This window comes from Burkholderia lata (genome assembly GCF_902499025.1).
Taxonomy (GTDB): domain Bacteria; phylum Pseudomonadota; class Gammaproteobacteria; order Burkholderiales; family Burkholderiaceae; genus Burkholderia; species Burkholderia lata_C.
The window spans coordinates 342,269-362,759 of sequence record NZ_CABVPW010000002.1; the positions used below are offsets into that span (position 1 = coordinate 342,269).

The 20,491-nt window shown below is 60.6% G+C and carries 21 protein-coding genes and 5 pseudogenes; 18 read left to right on the forward strand and 8 right to left on the reverse strand.

The annotated features are described in order from the left end of the window. The first annotated feature begins 44 nt into the window (after window positions 1-44). From BDI24065_RS03070 to BDI24065_RS03100, 7 genes and pseudogenes are all read left to right on the forward strand, one after another. Entirely contained in the window at window positions 45-641 is a 597-nt protein-coding gene (locus tag BDI24065_RS03070; protein ID WP_217481801.1) for a hypothetical protein, read from the forward strand. Continuing rightward, entirely contained in the window at window positions 638-7,945 is a 7,308-nt protein-coding gene (locus BDI24065_RS03075) for a SpvB/TcaC N-terminal domain-containing protein (RefSeq protein WP_175029969.1), read from the forward strand. Before BDI24065_RS03070 ends, BDI24065_RS03075 begins: the two co-directional genes overlap by 4 nt. A 13-nt stretch (window positions 7,946-7,958) precedes the next feature. Then, window positions 7,959-8,087 (forward strand): annotated as a pseudogene (locus BDI24065_RS03080) (IS3-like element ISBvi3 family transposase); the annotation flags it as partial. Window positions 8,088-8,313: 226 nt separating this feature from the next. Beyond that, window positions 8,314-8,580: pseudogene (locus tag BDI24065_RS40960) on the forward strand (IS5/IS1182 family transposase); the annotation flags it as partial. A 472-nt stretch (window positions 8,581-9,052) separates the two neighbouring features. Then, window positions 9,053-9,457: a DUF2384 domain-containing protein gene (locus tag BDI24065_RS03090; protein WP_009898182.1), complete on the forward strand. Its 405-nt coding sequence runs from the start codon at window positions 9,053-9,055 to the stop codon at window positions 9,455-9,457. Between the two features lie 890 nt (window positions 9,458-10,347). Then, window positions 10,348-10,503 (forward strand): hypothetical protein, encoded by a 156-nt coding sequence (locus BDI24065_RS03095; RefSeq protein ID WP_165940524.1) that lies wholly within the window; start codon window positions 10,348-10,350, stop codon window positions 10,501-10,503. Window positions 10,504-10,631: 128 nt separating this feature from the next. After that, window positions 10,632-10,880 (forward strand): hypothetical protein, encoded by a 249-nt coding sequence (locus BDI24065_RS03100; RefSeq protein WP_240202650.1) that lies wholly within the window; start codon window positions 10,632-10,634, stop codon window positions 10,878-10,880. A 248-nt stretch (window positions 10,881-11,128) separates the two neighbouring features. Here the strand turns inward: BDI24065_RS03100 and BDI24065_RS03105 are convergent, their stop codons facing one another. Further along, the gene (locus BDI24065_RS03105) at window positions 11,129-11,413 is read right to left on the reverse strand and encodes a hypothetical protein (protein WP_038711778.1); all 285 of its coding nucleotides are present in this window, start codon (window positions 11,411-11,413) and stop codon (window positions 11,129-11,131) included. 94 nt (window positions 11,414-11,507) lie between these two features. Next, window positions 11,508-11,753 (reverse strand): translation initiation factor IF-1, encoded by a 246-nt coding sequence (infA, locus tag BDI24065_RS03110; RefSeq protein WP_122948221.1) that lies wholly within the window; start codon window positions 11,751-11,753, stop codon window positions 11,508-11,510. A 157-nt stretch (window positions 11,754-11,910) separates the two neighbouring features. Between infA and BDI24065_RS03115 the strand changes: the two genes are divergently transcribed. Beyond that, the gene (locus BDI24065_RS03115) at window positions 11,911-12,066 is read left to right on the forward strand and encodes a hypothetical protein (protein ID WP_155772935.1); all 156 of its coding nucleotides are present in this window, start codon (window positions 11,911-11,913) and stop codon (window positions 12,064-12,066) included. Between the two features lie 228 nt (window positions 12,067-12,294). Here the strand turns inward: BDI24065_RS03115 and BDI24065_RS03120 are convergent, their stop codons facing one another. Then, window positions 12,295-12,498, reverse strand: a complete 204-nt coding sequence (locus BDI24065_RS03120; protein WP_174956579.1) for a cold-shock protein — start codon at window positions 12,496-12,498, stop codon at window positions 12,295-12,297. A gap of 723 nt (window positions 12,499-13,221) precedes the next feature. On the opposite strand from BDI24065_RS03120, the gene BDI24065_RS03125 reads away from it, so the two are divergent. Together BDI24065_RS03125 and BDI24065_RS03130 are read left to right on the forward strand one after the other, a co-directional pair. Then, window positions 13,222-13,461 carry a hypothetical protein gene (locus tag BDI24065_RS03125; protein ID WP_012339005.1) on the forward strand — a complete coding sequence of 80 codons (240 nt, stop codon included), beginning with the start codon at window positions 13,222-13,224 and terminating at the stop codon, window positions 13,459-13,461. 68 nt (window positions 13,462-13,529) lie between these two features. Next, complete coding sequence (locus BDI24065_RS03130) at window positions 13,530-13,769, forward strand: hypothetical protein (protein ID WP_174956778.1); 240 nt, start codon at window positions 13,530-13,532, stop codon at window positions 13,767-13,769. Window positions 13,770-14,040: 271 nt separating this feature from the next. Here BDI24065_RS03130 and BDI24065_RS03135 read toward each other — a convergent pair whose 3' ends face one another. Both BDI24065_RS03135 and BDI24065_RS03140 read right to left on the reverse strand, forming a co-directional pair. Beyond that, window positions 14,041-14,301 carry a hypothetical protein gene (locus BDI24065_RS03135; RefSeq protein WP_009907034.1) on the reverse strand — a complete coding sequence of 87 codons (261 nt, stop codon included), beginning with the start codon at window positions 14,299-14,301 and terminating at the stop codon, window positions 14,041-14,043. Window positions 14,302-14,463: 162 nt separating this feature from the next. After that, window positions 14,464-14,781 carry a hypothetical protein gene (locus BDI24065_RS03140; RefSeq protein WP_009907033.1) on the reverse strand — a complete coding sequence of 106 codons (318 nt, stop codon included), beginning with the start codon at window positions 14,779-14,781 and terminating at the stop codon, window positions 14,464-14,466. Window positions 14,782-15,202: 421 nt separating this feature from the next. On the opposite strand from BDI24065_RS03140, the pseudogene BDI24065_RS40965 reads away from it, so the two are divergent. The 7 genes and pseudogenes from BDI24065_RS40965 to BDI24065_RS03160 all read left to right on the forward strand — a co-directional run. Next, a pseudogene (locus BDI24065_RS40965) lies at window positions 15,203-15,265 on the forward strand (SOS response-associated peptidase family protein); the annotation flags it as partial. 52 nt (window positions 15,266-15,317) lie between these two features. After that, window positions 15,318-15,515 (forward strand): hypothetical protein, encoded by a 198-nt coding sequence (locus BDI24065_RS03145; RefSeq protein ID WP_012339007.1) that lies wholly within the window; start codon window positions 15,318-15,320, stop codon window positions 15,513-15,515. 63 nt (window positions 15,516-15,578) lie between these two features. Further along, window positions 15,579-15,851: a hypothetical protein gene (locus BDI24065_RS03150; protein ID WP_009907031.1), complete on the forward strand. Its 273-nt coding sequence runs from the start codon at window positions 15,579-15,581 to the stop codon at window positions 15,849-15,851. Between the two features lie 48 nt (window positions 15,852-15,899). After that, window positions 15,900-16,187 (forward strand): hypothetical protein, encoded by a 288-nt coding sequence (locus BDI24065_RS03155; protein WP_009907030.1) that lies wholly within the window; start codon window positions 15,900-15,902, stop codon window positions 16,185-16,187. A gap of 77 nt (window positions 16,188-16,264) precedes the next feature. Beyond that, window positions 16,265-16,549, forward strand: coding sequence for a hypothetical protein (locus BDI24065_RS41470; RefSeq protein ID WP_009907029.1), 285 nt, complete (start codon window positions 16,265-16,267; stop codon window positions 16,547-16,549). 179 nt (window positions 16,550-16,728) lie between these two features. After that, window positions 16,729-16,951 (forward strand): annotated as a pseudogene (locus BDI24065_RS40970) (IS5/IS1182 family transposase); the annotation flags it as partial. A gap of 222 nt (window positions 16,952-17,173) precedes the next feature. Then, window positions 17,174-17,353: a hypothetical protein gene (locus BDI24065_RS03160; protein WP_029227485.1), complete on the forward strand. Its 180-nt coding sequence runs from the start codon at window positions 17,174-17,176 to the stop codon at window positions 17,351-17,353. 96 nt (window positions 17,354-17,449) lie between these two features. Here the strand turns inward: BDI24065_RS03160 and BDI24065_RS03165 are convergent. Continuing rightward, window positions 17,450-18,253: pseudogene (locus BDI24065_RS03165) on the reverse strand (DesA/ISL3 alpha bundle tail domain-containing protein); the annotation flags it as partial. 118 nt (window positions 18,254-18,371) lie between these two features. On the opposite strand from BDI24065_RS03165, the gene BDI24065_RS03170 reads away from it, so the two are divergent. After that, window positions 18,372-18,794, forward strand: a complete 423-nt coding sequence (locus tag BDI24065_RS03170; RefSeq protein ID WP_089486753.1) for a type II toxin-antitoxin system HicB family antitoxin — start codon at window positions 18,372-18,374, stop codon at window positions 18,792-18,794. 195 nt (window positions 18,795-18,989) lie between these two features. Here the strand turns inward: BDI24065_RS03170 and BDI24065_RS03175 are convergent, their stop codons facing one another. Continuing rightward, window positions 18,990-19,199, reverse strand: coding sequence for a hypothetical protein (locus tag BDI24065_RS03175; RefSeq protein ID WP_226217510.1), 210 nt, complete (start codon window positions 19,197-19,199; stop codon window positions 18,990-18,992). 230 nt (window positions 19,200-19,429) lie between these two features. Then, complete coding sequence (locus tag BDI24065_RS03180; protein ID WP_089486742.1) at window positions 19,430-20,161, reverse strand: Crp/Fnr family transcriptional regulator; 732 nt, start codon at window positions 20,159-20,161, stop codon at window positions 19,430-19,432. Window positions 20,162-20,491 lie beyond the last annotated feature (330 nt).

Below are 20,491 nucleotides of genomic sequence, written 5' to 3' on the forward strand. Positions count from 1 at the left end.
GCATGGGGAGCGGAGTGAACTTCTGCTTCCCGGTAAATCTCGCCATGACCGATACGACCATCCCGCCCGACTTCCAGACATTGACCAGCGTCGAAGAAGGCTGCGACAGCCTGGGCCGTTACCTGGGCCTCGACCGTCCCGTCTCACGACAGGTCTTCGCCGCCGTGATCGACAATCCGACCTACGCGACGACGTTGTTCACCTCCCGGCGCGCGCCGGCCTTCCGCGACCATCTGCTGGACCATCCCGAGGTCTGCCAGCGCACGGCGCAGCAACGTCCCGATGAGACACCCGCCGATGAGACGCCCCAGGACCAGAGCAGCGCCGCCCTGCTGATCAAGGCCGCCAAATCCTTCGTCGCCTGGGGGCGCAGCGGCTTCAAGACCGCCGACGATGCCCTCTATACGGCAAGGCTGGCCGCCTGCGATGCCTGTCCGCATCATACGAAGCCCGAACGGAAGGTCGCCTATCAAATCGCCGCGGCGCTGACCGGCGGCACAGCCAATCGCAAGATCTGCGGGCTGTGCGGCTGCGTCACCCAAAACAAAGCCCGGCTGGCCGACGAGCGCTGTCCCGGCCAGGATCCGAACCGCCCCGGCTTCAGCCGCTGGGGCAATCCGCTGTCGGAGGCACCCGTATGATTCCGGAGCCGGTCGCGCCGCAGACCGAGGTGTCCGCATCCGGCGACGGCGCGCCGGCTGGTGACCGCGCCCGAATCAAGGCGGCCCGCGTCGCATTGCCCAAAGGCGGCGGCGCGATCCAGGGCATCGGCGCCAATTTCCGGAATGGCGGCTTCACGGGCGCCGCGGCATTCGCCGTTCCCATTCCCGTCACGAGTTGCCGCGACGGCGCGCCCGACGTCACCCTGCAATATCGATCCGGCAGCGGCAACGGCCTCTACGGGCTCGGCTTCGATATCGGCCTGCCGGCGATCACCCGTCAGACCAGCAGCGGCCAACCGCGCTATGACGGTACGGATACCTTCCTGCTGCCCGACGGCACGCCGCTCGTGCGCGACGCTTCGGTTCCCGTCGGCCATCGCGACGGCCATGACGTGCTCACCTATCTGCCCCGCGTCGAATCGACGTTCGCGGCCATCGAGCACTGGATCGACCCGGTGAGTCAGAAAAGCTTCTGGCGCACGCTCGAAGGCGACAACCGCCAGACCTTCTTCGGTCGCGACGATGCATCGAGGATCGCCGATCCGTCGGCGCCCACGCATATCTTCTCCTGGCTGATCGACGCGGAGCTGATGGCGCGCGGTGATGCCGTCGCGTACCGCTATCGGCCCGAGAACGACGACAACGTATCGCCCGCGATCTACGAACACGGACGCGCGCTCAATGCCAACAAGTACCCGGACCGAATTCTCTATGGCAATGACCGGCCGGTCCATGCGTTGAACGATCTCGACCAGGCCTCGTGGCACTTCGAAATCGTCTTCGACTATGGCGAATATTCGCTGAACCCTCTGCCGCCCGACCCGTACCGGCCGCCGGCCGGTGCGCTGTGGCCGGCGCGTGCCGACCCCTTCTCGATCTACAACGCCGGCTTTGAAATACGCACCTACCGCCTGTGCCGCCACGTGCTGATGTTCCATCGCTTCGCGGAGCTGGGCCCTGAGCCGGTGCTGGTTCACATGACGCGCTTCAGCTACAGCGAGTCGCCGGTGCTGACGCAGTTGCGCATGATCGAAGCGCTGGGCTGTCGTCTGAACGGCGGCGCCTATACGACACAGGCGTTGCCGCCGCTGGAACTCGGCTATACGCCCTTCGCCCCCTCGACCGGCCAGTTCGAACCGATGGTGGATGGTTTCGGCCGGCCGGTGCCCGGAGTCGCCCCGCCCGCGCCGTTTCAACTGGCGGATCTTTACGGCGAAGGCATTCCCGGCATTCTTTTTCGGTTGCAAAGCACGATTCTCTTCCTGGCGCCGCAAGGTCCGCAGCCCAACCCGCGGGCCGGCCCCGGCGTCGCCGACGAAGCCATCTGCTATGCGCCGCCCGGTGCGCCGGCGCGGTTTCCCAGCCTGGGGTTCGCCGATGACGCCGCGCTGATCGACATCACCGGATGCGGCCGGCCGGCCCTGGTTGCAGCGGCGCCGGACGGCACCCGATTCTCCCAGGCGCATGCCGATGGCTCGTGGGCGCCCTTCCTGTCGCTGCCGGCCGTTCCCACCGATCTGTTCGAGCCCGACACGATGACCGCCGACATGACGGGCGACGGGCTGACCGACCTGCTGCGGCTCGATCCGGAAACGGTCAGTGTCTATCCTTCGCGCGGCGCGCAAGGGTATCGCCCCGCCCTCGTCCTGCCGCGGGCCGGCGACATGCCGATGAGCGGCGAGGAATCCGCCACGGTCCTGGTGCGGATGACCGATATCTTCGGCAGCGGCCGGGAACATCTGGTCAGGATTACAAATGGTTCGGTCGAGGTCTGGCCCAATCTCGGTTACGGCAAGTTCGGCCGGAAGATCGCGTTGGGCAATGCACCTCATTTCGGCGACGATTTCGATACCAGCCGGCTCGTCCTGGCCGATATCGATGGTTCCGGCACGACAGACCTGCTCTATCTTCACCATGGCCACATCGACCTTTACGTCAATCAAAGCGGCAACAGCTTCGCCGAGGCGGTATCCATCCCGTTACCGGGCGGCTGGCAGCCGACTGACCAGGTTGAATTCGCCGATGTGCGCGGCAATGGCACGACCGCCCTGGTCTATTCTCCGGCCGCCAGCCCCGGACGCTATTTCGCCTACGACTTCGGCTGCAAGACCAAGCCCTATCTGCTGAACACGGCGGATGACAATATGGGCCTGGTGACGCGTATCTCGTATCGCGCATCGACCTACCACGCGTTGCGGGATCGGCAGGCCGGCGTTCCGTGGGCCACCGCGCTGCCGTTCCCGGTGCAGGTCGTCGACGAGGTCGAGGTCCTGGATGCCGTCTCGGGCACCCGGCTCGTGTCGCGTTACGACTATCGACACGGCTATTACGACCCCGTCGAGCGCGAATTTTGCGGCTTCGGCCAGGTGGACTGCATCGACAGTCCCGGCCTGGTCGACTACCTGGCGGAAACGAAGGATGCCGGCCCCGACGCGTACACGCCACCGTCCTTGACCCGGACCTGGTACCACACCGGCGCCTGGGGCGACGATGTCAGTCCATGCGACGATTTCGTCGCCGACTATTTCCACGGCGATCCGTCGGCGCCGGTCCTGCCGCCGGCACGGTTCACCTTTGCGGATACCGATCCCGGTGGCGACACGATGCGACAAGCGCACCATGCGTTGAAGGGCATGGTGCTGCGACAGGAAGTCTACGGCCTGGACGGCTCGGTGCTGGCGGATTTCCCCTATCAGGTCACCGAAACAACCTACGGCGTGCGTCAGGATCAGGCGGTCGTCGAAAACGGCTACGGCGTGTTTCTCGTCTATCCGCTCGAAACCTTGACGCTGCACTACGAACGCAACCCGGCCGATCCGCGCATCACGCACGATGTCACGTTGGCAGTCGACGCCTACGGGGCGACGACGCGCGCCTGCTCGATTGCCTATGCCCGCCGCGCATCGGCGCCCGGCCGCATTCCCGAGCAGGCGCAGATGCGGATAACGGTCCAGACCCATCGCGTGATCGACCTGACCGGTCCCGATCTGCGCCTCCTCGGTCTGGCTATCGAGGACTCGAATTGGTGGCTGGTTGCGCCGACGCCGCCTGCCGGCGAGATCTTCACGTTCGACGAAATCTCGGCCCGAATCGACGCCGCCTTGCTGGACCCTGCCGGCAAGCTGAAGGGGCTGGGCCACCAGCGTCATTACTACTGGGATTCGGCAACGCAGCAGCCTCTGCCGCTGGGCCAGGCAACAGGGCAAGGCCTGTTGTGCCGCATCGAGGACGCACTGGGTACGCCCGCGGACCTCGACGCCGCCTTCTCGGGGGCGCTCGCGCCCGACCAGCTCGAGACCCTGCTGACCGGGAGCGGCAAATATCTCCAGTCGGACGGCCTGTGGTGGAATCCCGGGCTGCTGCAGACCTTTCTCGGCGCGGACGATTACTACCTGCCCGGCGGCACGGTCGATCCGTTCGGCGGCGTTACCGCCGTCGTCTACGATTCTTGCGATCTGCTCGTTGTGCGCAGCCAGGATCCGCTGGGCAACGTCAACGAAGTCACCGGCATCGACTACCAGACCGTCGGCCCCTGGCAGATGACCGATCCCAACGGCACCGTCACCCAGGCGTTGCGCGACGCCCTGGGCTGGGTTTGGGCAACGTCGGTGCAGGGGAGAGAGGCCACCGGGCCCGTTGGCTTTGCGCCTCTGACGCTCGACCATGCGGCCCCCGCGTTCGACATGGCGGCGGCCATGGCGACGCCACAGATCTATCTGCAGGGAACCGCCTCCTTTTCCGCTTATGAGTTGTTCTCCTGGTGCGGACGGATCGGCCCCTCGGATCTCGCCGGGCTGGGCGTGGATTCCGCAGTGCTCTGGCAAGCGTTGATCGATGGCTGCTACATCGCTCGCAGTGGCGCCGTCCTGCATCGGTTTCGCACCCTGGACCATGGCAGCAGGATGACGCTGCCGGGCATTCCAGCGCAGGCAGCGTCCGCCGCGCAAGCGCGCATCGCCACGCTCGTCACGCCGACACCGGTGCATTCGGTGGCGCTGGCTGCCGAAACCTACAGCACGGCCGCTCGCATCCAGTACGTCGCCGAATATTCAGACGGCCTGGGGCGGGCCATCCAGAACATCGCCTTCGTCGACCCGGGCGACTGCCACCGCGTCAATCCCGACGGCTCCGTGACGATTGTCGAAAGCGACAATCGCTGGCTGGTTTCCGGCCGGACCGTCTACGACAACAAGGGCAATCCGATCAAGCGATACGACCCGTTCTTCGCCGACGGCTGGGCCTACGTCGACAATGCCGCGCTGAACCGCTTCGGGGTCAGCCCGCTGATCCACTACGATCCGCTGGGCCGCGAGATCCGCGTCGACACCCCCAAAGGGTTCTTCACCAGAATCGCATTCTCGCCGTGGGAGGAGCAGCACTACGACGCCGACGACACCGTCGTCGAATCGCCCTACTACAAGGCGAATATCGACAATCCGTTGCTGGATCCGCTGGAACGCGCGGCCTTGCAACAGGCCGCGCTGTTCAACGACACGCCGACGATCCGCCGGTTCGACCCGTCCGGCAACGCGGTACGGATCACCCAAACCCTGCAGCCGCCAGCGCCGCCGCTCCCGCCTTCCGGCCTGACGACCTACAACGCCTTCGACGCGATGAATCGGCTGCTCGCCAGCGCCGACGACCGGATGCGCGCCGCGGGGCTGGAAAACCTGACGGTCGTTTATAGCCTCGACGGCCAGAAGCTGAGCAGCACGAGCGTGGACAGCGGCGTCAGATGGGTGCTGAACAACGCCGCCGGCAATCCGGTCTATGGCCGCGACGCCAAAGGTACGATCCGGACCACCACCTATGACCCGCTTCAGCGCCCGCTGAACCTGACCGTGCGGGAAGCGGACGGGACACCCTATCTCGCCCAAAAGACGGTCTATGGCGAAAGCGTCAGCGGCGATGCGGGACATAACCTGCGGGAGCAAGTCCATCAGGTTTTTGACGCCGCCGGCGTGGTGACCTTCAACGCCTATACGATCGGCGGCGAGCGACTGGACCAGAAGCGGCAATTGCTCCAGGACGTGAACGCGATACCCGACTGGAGCAAGCTCGATCCCGTCGAAATCTACCTGACCCGCCGGACCTACGACGCGCTGGGGCGGACGCTCACCCAGTCCGTCGAGCGCTCGAGCGATGCCAAGCCCGATCTGGTGACCTATGTCTACGACATCGCCGGCCATGTCGACACCGTCAGCCTGCTTCCGTCGGATTCGACTGCCTCCGAAACCTATGCCGACAACATCACCTACGACGCCAGCGGCCAGCGCCGGCAGATCGTCTATGGCAACGGCGTCATCACGCGCTACACCTACGAACCGACCACGCAATTTCTGGCGACCGTCGTCTCGGTTCGGCCAAGCGACGGCGTGACCTTGCAGTCGCTGCGCTATTACCATGACCCGGTCGGCAATATCACCGCCATCGCAGACGATGCGCAACGCACGGTGTTCCATGCCAACCAGCAGGTCGATCCGGTCGGCACCTATGTCTACGATGCCGCTTATCGTCTGGTCACGGCGACCGGGCGTGAGCATCCGGCATTGTCGGCCGGCGACGGACCCAGCAGCGACAGCGATCGTTTCGTTCCGCTGCCCGCGCTGAACGATGGTCAGGCGTTGCAGAACTATACCCGGCGCTATCGCTACGACACCTCGGACAATCTTGCCGAGATTGCCCATCAAGGCAGTGTGCCGGCGACGATCGCCATCACCGTCTCGCCCACCAGCAACCGTGCGGTGGACGCGGCTCTGACCGTCGATCCAGCTCGGGTCGATACGTTTTTCGACGCCAACGGCAATCAGATCGCGATGCCGGGCAGGCCGTCCGTTGCCTGGCGCTACGACAATCTGCTCGCCTGCGTGACGATGATCGACCGCGGCGCCAGCCCTTCGGATATCGAACTTTACGTCTATGATTCCCAGGGCCAGCGCATCCGCAAGATCACCCGGCGCTACGGCAATGGCGGTGCAACGCAAAACGTCGACGAGACGCTTTACATCGACGGCCTGGAAGTTCGGCGCCACTCCACCAACGGTACGGTGGACGACGAATATCGCACGATCCGGGTCATGGACGGCAAGCGCTGCCTGGCCGAGCGCCTGAACTGGACGATCGGCGCGCCGCCTGCCGGCGTACCGTCGCCGCAGATCCGCTATCAGCTGGAAAACTATCTGGGATCGGCCGTTTTCGAACTGGACGCGACGGGCCTCGTCATCAGCTACGAGGAATACTTTCCCTTTGGCGGGACCAGCTACGTCATCGGCGAGAATGCCGCCGAGGTCCGGTTGAAACACTACCGCTACTCGGGCAAGGAGCGCGATGCCACCGGGCTGTACTACTACGGCTTGCGCTACTACCAGCCCTGGCTCGGCCGCTGGCTCAACCCCGACCCCGCCGGAACTATTGACGGGCTCAACCTCTATCGTATGGTGCGGAATAATCCGGTGACGCTGGGCGATGAAGATGGGCGAATGCCATTATTTAAAGGAATGTTTGATAAAGACTATATCGGCCAAATGGATATTGGTGGGGAGTTTGTTGATATTCGCAAAAGCCCATGGAGAAATTCTTACCAGATAGGCACTGAATCACGCCTCACCTTCCGAAGCGAATTGGTTTCCGTTGCCAATAAAAAAGTGATTTTTAAACAACTTGGCAATCAAGAATGGTTTAGCCAGCTATACCAAAAATGGAAACAGGGAAATGCAAAATTAATCAGAGGTATTTCGTCCAGCCATTTCTCATGGAATGAAATCATCACGGATAAGACCGTTCGCTCTGAAGGGGATAACGACATTCCCATGGCCACCATGGGGGAGAGTAAAAGCCGATGGCTGCCAGCCGCTTTGGATGACGAAGGGAACCGAGCCATGGTTTCAGGCATTGCAACCGGAAATCATGTCGACACAATAAAAGACGCATTGCGCAATCAGGAGAACTCCAAAAACATTTTGGTGGGCGCAATTTTGACGTTCAAAGCAGGGAAAGACAGCCCGCTGAACATCAACTTCCTTTATGATGGCGAGATTGTCGTTCAGGGGCCATTAAGCCACCCTCATTTCAAAATTGACTCATTGATAACTGGAGATACATCGTCGCCAGTGGATGTATCGAACATTGAAGATTACGATAAGACACTGCCTTTGGCGGCGCCATATTTGGCGAGTAATGTGAAAAATAGTGATCCAGATTATCAAGTTGCACAGGAATTGGCCCGTGACTTCTTGGTGAAAGGCACCGATGCATTATCTAAAATCAGGAGTGCGAAGAAATAACGCACGCAAAGGCGAAACGCGCGCCCAAGCCCGCATGGATAGCGTCGATTGGATCGAAGGCTATTTCAATTGGCAACGCCTGCATACCTTGATCGACTTGCTTGCTCCCGTCGACTACGAGGCCGGCTTGGTCGCCGCATGAGTTGCTGTACGTGGAACTGATCCTGCCTCGATTTCACGTACAGCAAGAGGTTTGATAACTTTTTGACTGTATGGGGTCGGACCTGCCAAGCCAGTGTGAGCTTTGCACGGCAAGGAAATGCAGGTGATCCGCGGTTGATCGAACTCCCGGAAAGGATATCGACCTGATTCAAAGCCTGGGAGTTCGAGGACGCGATGACCGACGATTTCTTCCGTTGCTGGATGCCATGATCGACCCGCGCCATCCGCTTGCGGTACCTGCAACAAGGATGCCGTGGGCGCAGATCGAAGCATCGTTCGCGCCGCTGTTTGCCCATCGCGATCGGGCTGAAGTGGCCAGCGAAGGAATCGATCTGTTCGGCACGGCGCCCCAGCTCGCCAGTGCTGGAGTGAGCGCAGCCGGCCGACCGCGCTTGCGAATTCGGCTGATGGCCGGGCTGCTGTACCTGAAGCACGCATACAACCTGTCGGACGAATCCGTGGGCGAGCGTTGGGCTGCGCACCTAAACCGAAACGACAACGAAGCGGCGTTGTCGATCGAACATTGTGCTAAAAGTCCCCGCAGACAAATATTCTCCAGCTACTTGTTACAGATCGATGCAGGTCACATCCTGTGTTCATGAGATGTCGTCTTTTATTCAAAGACAACTTGTTGAGACCATAGACATCTTTTCTGAGAACCTACATTTTCAGTGTGGGCTCTCAGAAAAGGTGTCTTTGGCCCCCTAGACAGATCAAGGACTTGGACATCTTTTTTGAGACAACCGCATGGCGCACATCTCAGAAAAAGTGTCCTTGGGCACGGGAATTCTCAGAAAAGTCGTCTTCGGGATGCTGCCCACTTCCGACTACGCGTCTCGGCGGAGCTTGGCAACAAGCATCGGCGCAGAAGTGCGCATCAGAATCCGATCGTGCTGATCGGCATGTGCTATAAATGTGCATATCGTGTGCGTTGATCAATCTGCTATGGATCCAAACGTCGACTACGACCCAACGCCATCCGGTGGTTTCGACCAGTTCATGGAGTCGTTGAGGGACCGTGATAGCGGCGCGCCGATCGTCTCAGCTCGCCGGTTCGCGGCCGCCTTGCATATCGATATGCAAACGCTCTCACGGCTGGCCCATGTCCATCGCAATACCTTGAGCCGACTGGCGGGCTCCGAAAGCGTGCAGAAGTTCCTTCGGGACGCACTTCGGATCATCCGAGCGGCTACCGATATCTCCGGCGACGTTCAGAGGGCGCTCTTCTGGTATCGCAATGAACCGTTGCCGACCTTTGATTACAAGACTGCTGAGCAGCTCGTTTCAGAAGGGCGCACTGAAGACCTGCTGCGTTACGTTACATCGCTCGAGGCCGGTGCGGCCGGATAGGGTCGGGTACACCCGTTGCGGGTCTGCAAAATAGCGGCTACTCTCACGTCGTAGCCAGCTATGTTCGGCGAAAGAAAACAGGGAGCGGGGCTTACCGGCTTGGACGTGGTTCCGCGGCATGTTCTCGCCCCACCTCTTCAAATGCCCGCTTGATGAGCGGGCATTTTCTTTTTCGCTCCCGTTCGTCCGTATGTCCGCGCGAAAGTGTGTATTTCGCACCCGCTCGCACACAACGAACGGTAGTTTGCGGACCTCAACATCGGGTGTAGCGCACAATTGGGACGGCGTCGCGAACGGCGTCTGTATCGAGCAGATACGCATGCTGCGCTGCCAGGCTCGCCGCCTTGGCTTCGAGCGCTTCACGCAATGAGTACAGTTCTATGATCATTTGATGTGTGGGCCGCGTGACGGTCAGGCCTCACCGCGGCTCGTACGTCAACAGGATTTCCGCCTCGACCCCTGAGACGCATGGCGACAGATATCTCGGATTCGACCGAGCATGCGCCCCTATCGCCCGGGCGACCTGAGAGCAGCGATCCGTTCTGGATGTCGGCGGCGTTGAAGCGATCGGATGGCGCCTGTTGGCCCGGCGGCTGATCAAACGCAGCCTGTCGCACGACGCATGAGCGCGCGTTTGCCGACATCCTGGTGCCGAGACAGCAGAGGTTCGCTTTCCGACGCGACCATTTTCCAGTGTATGACCTGCTTAATCGCTTGCGCCCCAGATCCTTGGATATGGGGCGCGACCGATCAGGTGGAGGTCGAGCGTACCTTCCCCACGATCGTGCATGTGGAGGCGCTTCGTCCGCGCGGCGTGGCGCAGGACTTGTGAATCCTTCCCCCAAGACGCCTAGAATTCAGTCATGGCTGCATTCCGCAAGGAGACTGTCATGACTCAGTCGATGATTGGTTGGGTGGTTGGTTTTGCGGTGGTCGCGGTGGTTGCAGTCGCGTTGGCGCGCCGTTACCAGAGCGAACATTCAAGTATGGAAGTCGTTCAGTGGTTGGATTCCCATCACTTGGGGTGGATACACCGCAAACATTGACATCTCCGCGCTGGCGGCGATAACCCCGCCTTGCCGAAGTTTACCGGGGACCAAACGCACCGATGCAGGCGGGCGCATGAAGTCGACCATTTGGTTGTCTCACCAGGGGGCGTGGCAAGGAAGACATCATGGATGATGAAGTGTGTACAACCCACACGCACGTGGCACGCCCTCGCGTGATGCAGACCACGTCTGAGCGCTATCGCGGAATCGTCCACTTGCACCGCATCGGAGAGGATCCCGGCACCTCTGAGCAATACGATACCGAAGGGGATTTTGCATCGGACGTGGAGGCCCGTGACGCCGCGCGAACGCTCGCGCGCAGATTGCTCGAAGAGCAAATCCAAGGGCACGAAAAGGCGCAAGGCATCGATTGAATCTGCGTCGGCGGCCTGGTCGTTACGCAACGTCGATCGGCAACGCGACGTCCATCAGCGCGTAGCGCGCCAGTCGCACAATGCGGCCGCTCGTCCGTTGATCTGCCTTGAGAGCACGGGACAGAAAGGAATGTCGGTGTTACGACGCGAGTTTCCCGTTGACCGGCAGCATGGCGTCGGCTCGCGCAATTTCAGATCGGGACGCGCGTCTCCGATTGACGCGCGCTGCTGTTCAACAGAGAGCCGTATCAAAGAACTGCGTCGAACATCCAATGTTCGCCTCGGTTCTGATCGACGATGTCTTCTGCGTAACGTTGCGAAGCCCGGCGTGCGTCACCGGCACTGGCAAACGGCGAACCGTCTACAAGCTTGAAGGTCTGGCTCCGGGTCAGCGTGGTGTCAGTACCGCGCAGGCAAACCTTGACCGCCGCGTCGAAACCGGCTTCGTGGTTGTGAGTACGGCCAGCGCCTGTGTGAAAGTGAGGATAAATCAGCGGATATATTTCGAATCCGCGATAGGTACGCATACTCATGATGAACTCCTGGTGATTGATGGCTACGAATTGCGTAGACGAGTGCAATCAATCCTGTATCGGCGCTACATGGTTAGCGTCGAACAAATCGGTTTCAAGGCACACCGGGCGAAGCCCGTTCGTCTTTGTGCCGGAAATTGATACGCCCTTTGGTAAGGTCATAGACCGACAATTCCAGCCTAACCCGGTCGCCGGCGAGAATACGGATGCGGTGTTTGCGCATGCGGCCCGATGCGTACGCCGCAACGACCGCGCCGTTTTCCAGGGTAACGCGAAACCTGCTGTCCGGGAGCACCTCATCCACGACGCCGTCCAATTCCGGCAATTCTTCCTTTGCCAAATCAATTTCTCCAATCAATGTGACGCGCCGCAATCACAGCGGCGTGCGGATATCCGGTCCCCGACAGGGAGCGGTTTCAGTGCAAATATCGAAAACGCCCATGCGTGGGGGGCGCGTACCAACGCGACATGCGGGCCGCACCTCGTCCGGCGTTAACGTGTCTCGTTATCGCGTCTCGGTGGAGCGCTTCTTCCCGCTCGATTTGGCGGGCGCAGAGGGTGCCTTCGGTGGCACCCAGTTCAGCGCCGCGCCGAGCACCGGCAAATCCTTGGAGCGCCGTGGTCTCGCGAGTGACTTCTTGTTGCGCAACTGACTCATGGTCGAAGTCACCTCCATATGCGTCGATCGCGAACTCACGATGAATGAGCGCCCGATTGTTCGCCGCCGGATGCGCGGCATCCCCCACTTTCTTCCTTGGGGTGTACGTCTTGAGGCGAAACGGTAGCCGCAGCAGGACTGTGGGCGCCTGCGGCAGATGCGAAAGATCCCCGACGATGACTGCGTGGCCGATCCTGCACGCAGGACCGACGAATGATGTGGATTACTGAGGAATGATGTTCGACGCCTGCAGGCCCTTGGGCCCGGGCTTCGTCTCGTAGCTGACCTTTTGACCTTCGGCCAGCGTCTTGAAGCCATCGCCGCGAATCTCCGAGAAGTGCGCGAACAGATCGTCGCCGCCGCTGTCAGGCGTGATGAAGCCAAAACCCTTGTTGTCGTTGAACCACTTGACGGTACCGGTATCCACGGAAATTCTCCTGATATTGGACAAATGTATGCGCCCCGATAGGGGGGCACGAAAAAGGATCAAGGAGGGAGAGGACAACGAATACCGCGTTCCGCGGTCAGTGATGACCAGCAATCGCGCTTCTTGAAGGCTTCAGACACCCACCCTACGGGGGACCAAACACCCTGTCAAGCTGTTTCGGTCGGAGCATTTCGGGTGGCATCGCAAGAACACGCCGCGATCGGCGAGGCTCGCCCCGGTTGTATACCCTTGGCTCCTCGGTTTTGATTTGCTTCGAATGTCTAATTGAAATTTCGACGATACCGTCAGGGCACCATCTCCCCGCGTATCGGCGATTGTTCACACGCGGCTGAGCCGGTCCGTGCCGCGCCCAATCGGGGCGGCATGCCATGCGGCGGTTCGCGCAGAACTTTCGCTGTACAAGTTCGCCAATGGGCGTAGGATGGATTTGTTGACTGACTCGCTACCGATTCCCGCGCCACTCAAGGCGCCCCCCTCCGAACGTGATCGGGCCTCTCATCGAAACCGCGCAATGCGGACGAGCGCGCCGCGTATCGGCTGCGTATGCGAAGCGCCTGATCGATGCATGTCTACAGGACACGAGCGTGTTGGATAACGCGTCCTGATCTCTTCCTCGGTCCATCCTGTTTCTGCGTCCGCGGCGCCGCCACAGACTCAAACACGCCTGGCGCATGGCGCGCCGGCAACGTCGGGAGGCTGGATATGAACAGGAAAGACCTGTTGAAATGGATTCGACGCGATGGTTCTGGTGTCATCGAACAGTTCCTGCCGTATGACGCTCGTGCCGAGATGGACGGCGTCATTCTCGATCGTCGTCATGAAATCGATGAGGATGCCTTCCTGATGTTTTTCTCGATCCGCGCGCTGTTGCGCAAAGGCGGAATGGCGAGCTACGAATCGGACCAGGAAGCAGGCCAGATCATGGCACTCCTCAAGCTTTGACTGTTCTGGTCGCGACGATACGCTTCGCGGTGGCCACGGGCCCCGCAGCAACTGAAGGAGGAAGGAAAATGCAACTCGACTCAACCCGATTCCATATCGACCCGACACCGCGCAGGGCCGACGGGGAATACATGGCACACGCGCGGATCAGCATCGATCGTGCAGACGGCAGTGAGTGCGACGTTCAACTGAGCGGAGATCTGGCTGGCTTCGACGTGCGCGAGGATGCGATTGCCTTTGCGAAAAACTGGGCGCTCGAATGGCTCGACGCGAATTTGGTCGACGATCTCCCCGCGTCGATGAATTGAAATTCGGGTGGCACGCCAGCCGCCCGAGCAATCAGGGCGTCGCCGGGATCGAGGCCGACGGCAATACATGCTGCTGCCAAAGCAGGCTGACGCGGTGTCGAAGGTCGGTCGAGAGAATGGCCATCCTTGGAGGGCCACAGACCAAGGCAGCAAGCACTCCCTCCAACGGGCTCATCACCGCCAGATCGGGCCGCATGCGTTCCGCATCCTCGAAGTCCGCGACTCTCGTGAGCCGAACTTCCTCCCAAGTGCGGCGCGTCGCGTCGGGATATCATTCCAGTCGGTCGAAGGCACCCGCTTCGAGATCTTTCCTGAAATGCTGTAGCCAGTCGCTTTCGTCGCCGATCACGTATTCCTTCGTAATCTGCGTCGAGAGCCTGGTGATGGTGACATAGCCCTGTAGACCGAGGTTCTCATCACCCTTCGGGTCGGTCGTATCCGTTTCCTGAAGATCGAAATCGCCCTCTGCCAAGCCACGGCACTCCAAGGTCGCCAGAAAGTCTCTGTGTTCATCCGGTTCGATCAGCCGCATATCCGGCCCCCTCGTGTTCAGCGGAGATGTCGCGCGGCTCGATGTCACGGGGCCGACGGCACGCGTTCGAGCGTTGAAATCATACACACCCAACTCATGCGGAATACCTTACGATCCCCCACATACGGCGCCACCGGGAAGCAAGCGTCATCGCCTGCGGTTTTATCGTCTGGGTCCTTTCATGCTTTCCGACTCCATGGCTGCATTCCGCTCCTCGCTCGCCTCGACAGGGTCCATCGCTTCGTCAACCGACGCCGTTGCACGCTCGGCGGCCGCTTTAGTTTCGTCCTCCGGGGAGTCGACATCGCTGTTGCCGTCACCCGGGGGTAGCAGCATGTCCTTGAGCATCGCGCTCAGCTCCGGCGTGTCCCATGGCAGGCCACGCCTGGTTCGGACCTTTATGTAGTGTTTCACTTCCGCGTCCTGCTCCGCGGTTAACGGCAGCCCCTGGAAGGTACTTTGGGGGTCAGAGTTTGTCATCGCTGTCTCCTCCTGCTATAGCGTCTTCAGTGTAGTCCCGTTGCGACCATGAGAGTCGTGACCGAAGCGCTCATTCGTCGAATCAAATGCCGTGCGTCGCTGCGGCAGGCAACAGCTGGCCATCAGCAGTCGTTGGCTGCCTACGTCACCATGACATTCGATCGGCCGATTCCGTCAGTCAAAGGACATTCCGTCCGTTCATGACCGACCGATCACATAGGAATACGAATTGATATGACCATACACTCAGACGATATTGGAGCGAAGCTGACCAGCGACGGCCCATGGCTGTAACTGACCGACGCGGTTCACGGGATGCATCGGCGATGCGGGCAATGACATGGCTCGCGTAGGCCTTAACCGATCCATATGTGCGTAGTATGTTGACGTCAACGGAACAGGACACCAGGTCGACCCGCTACTGGCCGGCTTCGGCTTGTGGCTGCGGGCACGCCAGAGAGCGAACATCGAGCGTGCGAAGGAGTAGGGGCGGACGCCACCGATCGCCTATGCTGGAAGCTCACGAGGAGCGGACTATGACGCCACATGACGTGATGATGATCTTCGAGCGGATGAACGCAGAGGGAAAGGCGGCCGCCGATCTGGACCATGCTTGTGCCGGATTCGCTGGCTGGTTGGCGGAGGCATGGAGTCGATTGAATGAGGATGAGATCGCAGTTCTGACGTCGATCGGCGCCTCGCTGTATCGCGAGGGGTATGCGAGGCGGTACTAGGCAGGCTCGGGGGCCAGCGTGAAGATATGGGCGGGGCGGACCGAAAGGGCGTATAAAGTCCGAATGACTATCCCCTCCGTTACCGCCGAGTCGGTCCTGGGCCTGTTCCGGCTCATTGCCGGGAGGGAGGAGCGCCGGACTTCCGGCGAGTCAGCAAGGATGGCGGCGCTCCTGGCTCTTGCCGAGCAGCTTGCACGCAACCATCGGGCAATGACAGAAGATGGTTGGGATGCAGCCGTCCGTGTTGGCGGCCTGTTGTTGCAAGCGGAAATGATCAACAACGACGCTGACACGGTGGCGCTTGAGCTGCTAAGCCGGCTGCGGCAGCGGAAATGAAAAGCGCGTTCGAGCGTATAGCGAGTCGCCCCCTGTGGAGTGGCCAACATGTCGACACACCTGCTTCTTCTCTACAAGGGGTACGAACTTCATCCCCTCGTCTTCGCCCGTACATTCAGTCGCTTTGACGGACATTCCCGTTACGCCGAAGGGTATGACATCGCGGTACGGATATGCCGCCCGGGCGCGATAGCAACCTCCGCCGCGAGCCGTATTTTCAGGCTGGACCAATCGCATGCATACTCCGACTTTGGTATAGCAAGGCGTGCCGCCCGGCAGCAGGGAAAGGACATCATCGACGGAAAGGTGAGTGGAGCTTCGGTCATCGACATGTAGTTCGGTCAAACGCAGCGGTCGGCCACGACGACGCGAGAAGCTGAACGCACGCATTCTTCCTCACCGGTATCGCCACCATGCAAAGTGATCGCAATGCGATTCCGTACTACCTTGTCTTACGGACTGACTGTCCACCGTATGTTCTGAACGCTGACCGCCACGTGCTGCGCCGCGAGGCAAGCCCTCTCCTGCGAGCGTTCGCGAGAGCCCGCGGCGCGCCGACCTCGATCGCGGACGACGCATGGAGCGACTTTTCCGGCTCGGAATCCATTTCGCTCCTTGAGCGCACGGAGATGCGGGCCTATGCACTGGTTCGCGGGGCCGAAAGCGAACATCAACTCCGGTTACTTGCTGCTCTCTGACTGCACCAACCTGCGCATTCCTTGCGGACGGCGAGCTCAGCGGCCTATTCGAAACGAGGTCTGTTTGCGAAGGCATTCAGTCCGAAAAATCGTCGATGGCAGCGTGACTGGAGGTACGCACATCTTCGATCGATCAACCCGGGTGGGCATGGTTATGGCAGCCTCATGCCGAGCGGTAAATCAACCGCTATAGTCACGCCCCTCGTGAACACCTGTCGAGAAGTATCGATCACTTCCTGGATCTGCGTGATCTGCGCCACAATCTCGCGCCGTTCTACAGCCCGATGGGTTGGCCATCTGCTGATCCGGAGCTCATGACCCGCAGGTTGCGTTGTGGGCTACTGCTTCGGGATCCGGTCCGAGCGTCGTCCATGCGTCGTAGCGCAGCAGGCTTTTGGGTGGCCGCTCGACATTTGGAAGCAGCCTTTAGGCGCATCACCACTTGATTGACCGAAACGGCTCTAGCAGCCACTGCACGGCAACGTACCGACTTCCCCTTCCCACTCGCCCATCCTGTACTCAACACCCGTGCATCTGACCGCGATATCTGACCGCGATCCTGTTCGAGCGATCCGACTCGATGCGGCCCCTCGCTACGCGAGCACACCTCACTTCGGAGGATCTATGAAATATTATCCAAGCACATTACCCGATCGACACGACCAGGTGACCCGACAAAAGGACCGCGACGATCTGGCCCGAGCCGATATCGAACGGGCCGAAAAGCGTACCCGCGACTATGCCGGCATCGATTCCAATGCGAGCAAGTGGCGCTATTCCGATTCCGACCGTCAGGTGAAGTAGTGGTGCAGCGTTGCTCCCGATACCGCCAGAGGATGGCGCTCGCCCCTCGCGTTGTTGCGCGCCGATCCCGCATGACGCGTCGCGGACGTTCCGGGATCAGGTATACCGCCGCAGGCGTATCGAAAAATCGGCGATCGCGGTGACATCGTTTTGCTCCGCGTAGCGGCACCAATTTTGCAACTGGACCAGCAATTGTTCGCGCGATGCGTGTGACCACGCCCATAGCTCGAGCAAAGCCTCATACCGCTCCACGTACACGCGTATTCGCCGGCTGGCATTGCGGCTCGTCAGCGCCTGCTGGTCGGGCTTGTCCCGATAGCCCCAGGCCTGGCGCAGCCACCGTTTCATACCAAGCACGAACGCGCGCTTGTCGTCGCGGCTCATGTCCTTGATGCGGCGCAGCTCCCACCGGCAGGCGCGCTCGAACATGCGCGCATAGGCGGCCATGACTTCATGTCGGTTGCGGATGATCGCTTGCAGCGTCGCGTCGTCGACCACAGCCTTGTTCGAGAGCAGGCGCGGCTTCGTTGCTACCCGCCGAATGGTCGCCAATCTCAATGCTGCCAGCAGGCGAATGTACAGCCAGCCGATGTCGAACTCGAACCATCGGTTCGACAGCCTAGCGGACGTCACGTACGCGTGGTGATTGTTATGCAACTCTTCTCCGCCGATCAGGATGCCCAGCGGGAAGAAGTTGGTGCTCGCATCGGACGTGGCGATATTCCGATAACCGCCGAAGTGGCCGCCACCATTGACCACGCCGCCGGCCCAGAACGGAATCCACATCATCTGGATCGCCCACGCCGACACGCCGGGCAGCCCGGACAGCCCGACGCCGAGACTCGGATAGCGAGCATAGACGTGGCGTTCGAGCCAGTCGTCCGGCGTGCCCACCCCATACCCGGATCCGAACCTACCTGCATGAGATCGGATCCCTGGAGATCGTTCTCTAGCGTACCGACACACCCACCCCTGGGAGCGACAATGATCGACGTCACACAGGAATCCGGAGTTGATCGTGGAATACCCCATCTTTATCACCCGACAGGAAGGCTCAGGCTATCGCGGATGGCTGCCGGATTTTCCCGGCGCGCACGTGGAGGGCCACACATACAGCGAGTTGGCAAACACCGCAAACGACCGGGTCAATGAACTGTATGACCAATGTGCGCGCCTAATTCCGTCCCCGACAACGGACATGGCGGCATTGCATGCGTCGTGCATCGACGACGGCGAGGGAATCTGGAGGTTCATTGATATCGCCCGGCCGACGTCGTGTTCGGTGCTGGTCTTGCTATGCCTCCCCAAGCAGCTCGTCGAAAAGATCGATGCAGTGGCGAAATCGCGCCATATGAGCCGCGAAGCGTTGGTGGCCGAGTGTACGGAAGGAATTGGCCACCCAGCGTTGCGGTCCTCCTGCCACGAACTTGTCTTGGCGTAGCTGCCGAACGCGACTCAGCGAATTCATCTGCCCGGGTTGCGTCGCTTCACCGATGCGAGAAAGTGATGCATGCGCCGTTTGTCGTCACAAGCGACGCGCCAAAGTAAAAAGCCGGCGCTTGGCCGGCTTCGAGTTCCGCCTTGCTGGGGCGGCTCCACGTTCTGTTTGAGAGCGAGGAGTTTTGCTACACATGCGCTATAGGTTCGGCAGAAAACCCATGCCCAGACGTTTCCTTGCATCGGAAATACGTTGCTTGGGTGTAACGGCTTTCCACGAATGGGCATGGCTTCTCTGCCGCTCCGGGTGAACCACGGGCATTCCATCGTCGGTCGCGCGTGCCTCCGCCTGTTCTTGTTGCTCGTCCTTCACATTTTTTTCCCATTTCGGGTAATCGTTCATCAACATGCTCCCTCCACAACCCCAGTTTCGTCATTGATTGGCTCGCGCCGCCCGAGTCGAGATAAAACTGCGCAAGCGATACGGATCGCGACGGCCCACTTCGATCACGGCGTTTACATCTCGATGAAGTCTGCGGCCGATCTGCAGTCTGTGCGTCATGTGTCAGCCTGCTCGTGCGAGCGTCTGAAGTCGGTACGCTGCCGTACGGGCGGGATGGCATGGATGCGGGTCTGGCATCAGCGCCGTTTCTCAAGGCGCTTCAAATCAGGGAGCAGGCGGTCGAATTCTCGCCTTACCACGCCGTAGCATTCGCACACGCGCTTCTCAAGCCCGGAGCGATCCAATACCTCGATGTGCCCATAGTTGTACCGGATCAACCCGGCATCCTGAAGTTTCAGCGCAGCTTCCGTCACGCCCGACCGGCGGACACCGAGCATGTTGGCGATCAGTTCCTGCGTCATTTTCAGTTCGCTCGATGGCAGGCGATCGAGGCTGAGCAGGAGCCACCGACAGAGCTGCTGATCGATCGAGTGATGTCGATTGCATACGGCTGTTTGCGCCATCTGTGTGATGAGCGCCTGGGTGTAGCGTAGCAACAGCCGCTGCATCGAACCGCCTCGACAGAACTCGTCTTTCAGGATGCGCGCATCGAGTCGGTAAGCGTGTCCCGCGCTTTGGACGATCGCGCGGCTCGGGGTTGTTTCGCCCCCCATGAATAGCGCGATGCCGATCAACCCATCGTTGCCGACGATGGCAATTTCGGCTGAGGAACCGTCTTCCATCACGTACAACAGCGACACGATGGACGTCGTCGGAAAATAGACGTGACTGAGCGCACCACCCGACTCGTACAGCACCTTTCCCAACGGCATGTCGATCAGCACGAGCTGCGGCGAAATATGCGCCAGATCTTCTACCGGTAATGCTGCCAGCAGATGATTTTCGATCATGGATGGCTGACCCGACATATGTCACTCCTCCAGTGGCTGCAGCCTCTACCCAAGACGCCCCAACGACACGAAGCGTCATCGGCTTGAGACTCGAACTCGCGAAGCAGACCTTGCGCGAGATTCCTGGCGTCTTCGAGCGCGAGACCGTACTGCTCTCGATGTGATATCGTCCAGAATGACTTTCTGCGTGTATTCGATCATCCTAGCACTCCGGGTGAAATCGAACGGATGCGGTCGACTCCGGACAGGTCGACGGGAAGCTGGCAAGGACGATCCGGCGACATCGGACCAATATGCCCCGTCGATTATTACTACACGCGATGTTCGGGCAGCGAGCGATCCTTTCGG